The 6,220-nt window shown below is 39.3% G+C and carries 12 protein-coding genes; all 12 read left to right on the top strand.

Features of this window, described 5'->3' with window-relative positions; translation table 11 throughout:
• Positions 1–12: 12 nt before the first annotated feature.
• The 12 genes from rplN (at position 13) to ACTTKP_RS02425 (ending at position 6,160) form a co-directional block, all read left to right on the top strand.
• Positions 13–381 (top strand): 50S ribosomal protein L14, encoded by a 369-nt coding sequence (gene rplN / locus ACTTKP_RS02370; RefSeq protein ID WP_023353555.1) that lies wholly within the window; start codon positions 13–15, stop codon positions 379–381.
• Between the two features lie 12 nt (positions 382–393).
• The gene (gene rplX, locus ACTTKP_RS02375) at positions 394–699 is read left to right on the top strand and encodes a 50S ribosomal protein L24 (protein WP_023353554.1); all 306 of its coding nucleotides are present in this window, start codon (positions 394–396) and stop codon (positions 697–699) included.
• A 21-nt stretch (positions 700–720) separates the two neighbouring features.
• Positions 721–1,260, top strand: coding sequence for a 50S ribosomal protein L5 (rplE, locus tag ACTTKP_RS02380; protein WP_442552298.1), 540 nt, complete (start codon positions 721–723; stop codon positions 1,258–1,260).
• 13 nt (positions 1,261–1,273) lie between these two features.
• Positions 1,274–1,459, top strand: a complete 186-nt coding sequence (locus ACTTKP_RS02385) for a type Z 30S ribosomal protein S14 (protein ID WP_442552299.1) — start codon at positions 1,274–1,276, stop codon at positions 1,457–1,459.
• 22 nt (positions 1,460–1,481) lie between these two features.
• A complete protein-coding gene (gene rpsH, locus ACTTKP_RS02390; RefSeq protein ID WP_442552300.1) occupies positions 1,482–1,883 on the top strand; it encodes a 30S ribosomal protein S8 in 402 nt (133 codons plus the stop codon).
• 39 nt (positions 1,884–1,922) lie between these two features.
• Positions 1,923–2,465, top strand: coding sequence for a 50S ribosomal protein L6 (gene rplF / locus ACTTKP_RS02395; protein ID WP_442552301.1), 543 nt, complete (start codon positions 1,923–1,925; stop codon positions 2,463–2,465).
• A gap of 18 nt (positions 2,466–2,483) precedes the next feature.
• Positions 2,484–2,852 (top strand): 50S ribosomal protein L18, encoded by a 369-nt coding sequence (gene rplR, locus ACTTKP_RS02400; protein WP_442552302.1) that lies wholly within the window; start codon positions 2,484–2,486, stop codon positions 2,850–2,852.
• 17 nt (positions 2,853–2,869) lie between these two features.
• Positions 2,870–3,376, top strand: a complete 507-nt coding sequence (rpsE, locus tag ACTTKP_RS02405) for a 30S ribosomal protein S5 (RefSeq protein ID WP_442552303.1) — start codon at positions 2,870–2,872, stop codon at positions 3,374–3,376.
• A gap of 45 nt (positions 3,377–3,421) precedes the next feature.
• Positions 3,422–3,604, top strand: coding sequence for a 50S ribosomal protein L30 (rpmD, locus tag ACTTKP_RS02410; protein ID WP_442552304.1), 183 nt, complete (start codon positions 3,422–3,424; stop codon positions 3,602–3,604).
• Between the two features lie 17 nt (positions 3,605–3,621).
• Positions 3,622–4,062: a 50S ribosomal protein L15 gene (gene rplO / locus ACTTKP_RS02415; RefSeq protein ID WP_442552305.1), complete on the top strand. Its 441-nt coding sequence runs from the start codon at positions 3,622–3,624 to the stop codon at positions 4,060–4,062.
• Positions 4,062–5,396, top strand: a complete 1,335-nt coding sequence (secY, locus tag ACTTKP_RS02420) for a preprotein translocase subunit SecY (protein ID WP_442552306.1) — start codon at positions 4,062–4,064, stop codon at positions 5,394–5,396. The genes rplO and secY overlap by 1 nt, the downstream gene beginning before the upstream one ends.
• A 122-nt stretch (positions 5,397–5,518) precedes the next feature.
• Positions 5,519–6,160, top strand: a complete 642-nt coding sequence (locus ACTTKP_RS02425; protein WP_442552307.1) for an adenylate kinase — start codon at positions 5,519–5,521, stop codon at positions 6,158–6,160.
• The last annotated feature ends 60 nt before the right edge of the window (positions 6,161–6,220 follow it).

Genomic DNA, 6,220 nt, shown 5'->3' on the forward strand with positions numbered 1-6,220 from the left:
GGAGTGCTAGTAATGGTACAGCAGGAAACCAGATTGGCAGTTGCTGATAATACCGGTGCAAAAGAGCTTCTTTGCATTCGTGTTATGGGTGGCTCAACCAGAAGATATGCCGCTATAGGCGATATAATCGTTGCCAGTGTTAAAGATGCAACACCAGGCGGAGTTGTTAAAAAAGGTGACGTTGTAAAAGCTGTTGTAGTTCGTACTAAGAAGGGTTGCCGTAGAAAAGACGGTTCTTATATAAAGTTCGATGAGAATGCAGCAGTAATAATAAAGGAAGACAAGACACCAACCGGAACTCGTATATTTGGACCAGTAGCAAGAGAACTTCGTGAGAAGCAGTTCATGAAGATCGTTTCACTTGCTCCGGAAGTTTTATAAGGAGGTGTAAGAGTGGCTACCAGTAAGATTAAAAAGGGTGATACCGTTAAGGTAATCACAGGAAAATATAAGGGCACCGAAGGAAAGGTTATCTCCGTTAAAGAAGGTAAGGTAATCGTTGAAGGTGTTAACATGGTAACAAAGCATAAGAAAGCATCACAGAGCAATCCTAACGGCGGACTCGTTCATGAGGAAGCTGCTATAGATATCTCTAATGTTATGTATGTTGCAAAGGGCAAGGTAACAAGAGTTGGATTTACTATGCAGGGCGACAAGAAGGTCCGTGTAGCTAAGGCAACAGGCGATATCATTGACTAATACTGGAAGGAGGTATTCATAGTGAACAGGTTAAGAGAAACCTATGATAAGGAAATTGCACCTGCTTTACAGAAAAAGTTCGGTTATAAAAATGTAATGCAGATTCCAAAGCTTGATAAAGTAGTTATTAATATGGGCGTTGGTGAGGCTAAAGAGAATTCTAAGATTCTTGAGACAGCTGCTAATGATCTCGGAATAATTACAGGACAGAAGGCTGTATATACAAAGGCAAAGAAGTCTGTCGCAAACTTTAAACTCCGTGAGGGTATGCCAATCGGATGTAAAGTAACTTTAAGAGGTGATAAGATGTATGAGTTCGTTGACCGTCTCATCAATCTTGCACTTCCACGAGTTCGTGACTTCAGAGGTGTTAATCCTAATGCTTTTGACGGCAGAGGTGATTATGCACTTGGTCTTAAGGAACAGCTTATTTTCCCTGAGATTGAGTATGATAAAGTAGACAAAGTAAGAGGTATGGATGTAATATTTGTAACTACCGCTGAAACAGACGAAGAGGCAAGAGAATTGCTTAGAGCATTCGGAATGCCTTTTGCAAAGTAATTAAGGAGGAAACATGGCTAAGTTATCAATGAAACTTAAGCAGGAAAGACCTGCAAAGTTCTCTACCAGGGAATATACCCGTTGCAAAATCTGTGGCCGTCCTCATGCTTATTTAAGAAAATTCGGAATTTGCAGAATTTGCTTCCGTGAATTAGCTTATAAAGGACAGATCCCAGGCGTAAAGAAAGCTAGCTGGTAATATTAGGAAGGAGGTTATATAAATGACAACAAGTGATCCAATTGCTGATATGCTTACAAGAATCCGTAATGCAAATACGGCTAAACACGATGAGGTTGATGTACCTGCTTCCAATATGAAGGTATCAATCGCAGAGATTCTCTTGAAAGAGGGTTATATAAAAAGCTTTGAAATCAATGAGGTTAACGGTTTCAAGAATATCCATATCGTACTTAAGTATGGTAAGGATAAGAATGAAAAGGTTATTAACGGAATTAAGAGAATTTCAAAGCCTGGTTATAGAGTTTATGCTAACTGTGCAGACCTTCCAAAGGTTCTTGGAGGACTCGGAGTTGCTATAGTATCTACAAACAAGGGCGTTATAACTGATAAAGAGGCGAGAGGCTTCGGAGTTGGTGGAGAAGTTCTTGCATTTGTTTGGTAATTAGTATCTGATAACAAAAATAAAAATGGAGGTGCGGGCATGTCACGAATAGGAAGAATGCCTATCGCAGTACCGGCAGGTGTTACTGTTGATATTGCAGAAAATAATAAAGTGACTGTAAAAGGTCCTAAGGGAACACTTGAAAGAGTGCTTCCTAAGGAAATGATAATCAAACTTGAGAACAGTGAGATTGTTGTTACAAGACCTAACGAATTGAAGAAGATGAAGTCTCTTCATGGACTTACAAGAACACTTATTAATAACATGGTAGTTGGTGTAACTGAAGGTTATACCAAGACACTTGAAGTAAACGGTGTAGGTTATAGAGTATCTAAAGCTGGAAAAGAGCTTACCCTTAACTTAGGATATTCTCATCCGGTAGTTATGACTGATCCTGAGGGCGTTGAGTCAACAGTTGAAGGTACAAACAAGATTCTTGTTAAAGGTATTGATAAGGAGAAGGTTGGTCAGTACGCAGCTGAAATCAGAGAGAAGAGAATGCCGGAGCCATATAAGGGCAAGGGTATTAAGTACGATTATGAGATTATCAGGCGTAAGGTTGGTAAGACCGGTAAAAAATAATTAAAGGAGTGAAAAAGAATGGTTCGTAAAGCATCAAGAAGCGCTATTCGCGAAAAGAAACATAGAAGAATGCGTGCACATCTTTCTGGTACAGCTGCAAGACCTCGTCTTGCTGTATTTAGAAGTGATAGCCATATGTACGCACAGATCATTGACGACCAGGCTGGAGCTACTTTAGTTGCTGCATCCACACTTGAAAAGGATGTTAAGGCCGGTCTTGAACATACTAATAATGTAGCTGCTGCAGCTGCAGTAGGTACAGCTATAGCTAAAAAAGCACTTGAAAAAGGAATTAAGGAAGTCGTTTTCGATAGAGGTGGTTTCATTTATCAGGGAAAAGTACAGGCACTCGCTGACGCTGCAAGAGAAGCAGGTCTTGAATTCTAAGAGAAGGAGGAATAAACATGAATCGTTCAGTAGATAATAATACTGAGAACAATGAGCTTTTTGACAAAGTAGTTGCCATTAAGCGAGTTGTCAAGGTTGTAAAGGGCGGACGCAACATGAGATTCTCAGCTCTCGTAGTTGTAGGAGACAAGAACGGCAGAGTTGGTGCAGGTCTTGGAAAGGCTGCTGAAATCCCTGAAGCTATCCGTAAGGGTAAAGAAGACGCTATTAAGAATATGGTTTCACTTCCAATTGATGAAAACGGAAGCGTACCTCATGATTTTATTGGTAAGTTTGGAAGTGCAGAGGTTCTTCTTAAGAAAGCACCTGATGGTACCGGAGTAATTGCCGGCGGTCCTGCTCGTAATGTACTTGAGCTTGCAGGTTACAGGAATATCAGAACTAAGTCTCTTGGTTCAAATAACAAGCAGAATGTTGTACTTGCAACAATCAATGGTTTATCTAAGCTCAAGACTCCTGAAGAATTTGCTAGGCTTCGTGGCATTTCCGTTTCTGATCTGTAAATGCTCATTCGGATATAGTAAATTATAATATAGGAGGATAATATAATGGCTGATAAATTAAAAGTAACATTGGTTAAGTCTGTTATCGGACGCATACCAAAGCACAGGAAGACAGTAGAAGCTCTTGGCCTTAAGAAAACAGGACGCAGCAATACTCTTCCTAACAATGAGGCAATAAGAGGAATGATTAAGCAGGTTGCATATCTGCTCAAGGTAGAAGAAATCTAAGAAGGGGAGGTGTGAACATGAATTTAACAGACTTACAGCCTGTAGCAGGCTCTCGTCAGAGTAATAATTTCAGAAGAGGCCGTGGACATGCTTCTGGAAATGGTAAGACTGCCGGTAAGGGACATAAGGGACAGAAGGCTCGTTCAGGAGCTCCAAGACCGGGGTTTGAAGGTGGTCAGATGCCACTTTACAGGAGAATTCCTAAGAGAGGCTTTGTAAATAGAAATTCCAAAGAAATCGTAGCTATCAATGTATCAGAACTTAACCTCTTTGAAGATGGAACTGAAGTAACAATTCAGGCTCTTCTTGATGCAGGTGTAATTAAAAAAGTTTGTGATGGTGTGAAGATTCTTGGAAATGGAGAACTTACAAAGAAGCTTACAGTTAAAGTAAACGCTTACAGTGCTTCGGCAGAAGAAAAGATTAAAAATCTTGGCGGGATTGCTGAGGTGATCTAATGATAAAAGCGATTCGTAATGCTCTTAAGGTAAAGGATATAAGAGAGAGAATTTTATTCACTCTCTTGTGTCTTGCAGTAGTCAGACTTGGATCACAGCTTCCAATTCCAGGGATTGATCGTAGCAGGATATCTGAGTTCTTATCTCAGATTACTCAGCTGTCCTTTCTGAATGCCATTACCGGTGGATCATTTGAACAGTTATCAATTTTTGCACTAAGTATTACTCCTTACATCACTTCTTCTATTATAATGCAGCTTCTCACCATAGCCATTCCAAGGCTTGAGGAGATACAGAAAGAAGGAGAAGATGGAAGAAAGAAGATTGCAGCAGCCACTCGTTATCTTACAGTAGCACTTGCTCTTATAGAAAGTGTGGCAATGGCAATAGGCTTTAGCAATTTGAACTATTTGGAAAATAAATCCGTAGCTTCAATAATAGTTATTACACTGACACTTACAGCAGGATCTGCCTTCCTTATGTGGATAGGTGAGAAAATTACTGATAAGGGTGTGGGTAATGGTATATCAATCATCCTTCTTGTAAACATAGTTTCAAGAATGCCATCAGACATTATTAAATTATTTAATACTTATGTTGTTGGCGGAACAACTGTTATCAATAAGGTTATTGCAGCAATCCTCATAGTAGTTGTAATTGTTGCACTTACAATTTATATAATTGTATTAAATGATGCAATCAGAAAAATCCCTGTGCAGTATGCACAGAAGCTTCAGGGTAGAAGACTTGTTGGAGGTTCAGGTTCAAATATTCCACTTAAGGTAAATACCGGTGGTGTTATGCCTATTATCTTCGCAAGTTCTATTTTGCAGACACCGATTATTATAGCCAGATTTCTTGGTGTAGAACCAAAAAGCGGTGCAGGGGCATCTCTTGGAGAGAAGATATTGAAGGTGTTAAATCAGGGTGCTTGGTGTAATTTCAGCAGTCTGGGTGAGGCAAAGTACACATTGGGTCTTGTACTTTATGTGGTAATGATAATATTCTTTGCTTACTTCTATACATCTATTACATTTAATCCGCTTGAGATTGCAAACAATATGAAGAAGTCAGGTGGTTTTATACCAGGTATAAGACCGGGTCGTCCAACAAGTGATTATCTTACAAAAGTGCTTAACAGCATAATATTTATAGGAGCTTGCGGGCTCACATTTGCAGCCCTTGTTCCAATTATCTTTTCAGGTGTATTTGGAGCAGATGTATCATTTGGAGGAACTTCTCTTATAATCGTGGTAGGCGTTATTCTTGAAACAATGAAGCAGATTGAGTCAATGATGCTTGAGAGACACTACAAAGGTTTCTTAAATGATTAAAAGTTACATTTAATATCGAGCTGTAGCAGGTTATGACAGATGAATGTTATAGTCCGGCTGCAGCTTTTATTTTAATAGGAAATTCCTCTGGAATTCCCTATTAAATAATTAAGGAGGTCTATATGAAAATAGTTATGCTTGGTGCTCCGGGTGCGGGCAAAGGTACACAGGCAATTAAGATTGCTGAAAAATACGGTCTTCCACATATATCTACAGGAGATATATTCAGATATAATATCAAGAATAATACAGAGCTTGGTCTTAAGGCTAAGGAATATATGGATAAGGGACAGCTTGTTCCTGATGAACTTACTGTAAGCATTCTTTTAGACAGGGTAGCAAAGGATGACTGTGCTAAGGGCTATATCTTAGATGGTTATCCAAGAACTATACCTCAGGCAGAAGTTCTTGAAGAGGCTCTTAAGAAATTAGGCGAGAACATTGACTATGCAGTAAATGTAGTTGTTCCTGATGAGAACATTGTTGAAAGAATGTCAGGAAGAAGAACCTGTCCTAACTGTGGAGAAACTTATCATATTATTTATAACAATACCAAGGCAGAGGGCATTTGTGATAAATGTAGCGGAGATTTAATTCAGAGACCTGATGATATGCCTGAAACTGTTAAGAAGCGTCTTGAGGTATACCACGCACAGACACAGCCTCTTGAAGAATTTTATCAGAGCAGGAATGTGTATAAAGAGGTAGATGGTACTAAGCCTATGACAGAAGTGTTTGATGCTATCTGTGAAATTTTAGGTTAATTAGTATAGAAAGAAGAGGAGAGAAATGGCTGTTGGGATTAAGGCTGAAAGTGAGATAGC

The organism is Catonella sp. (assembly GCF_052169795.1).
GTDB lineage: Bacteria > Bacillota > Clostridia > Lachnospirales > Lachnospiraceae > Catonella.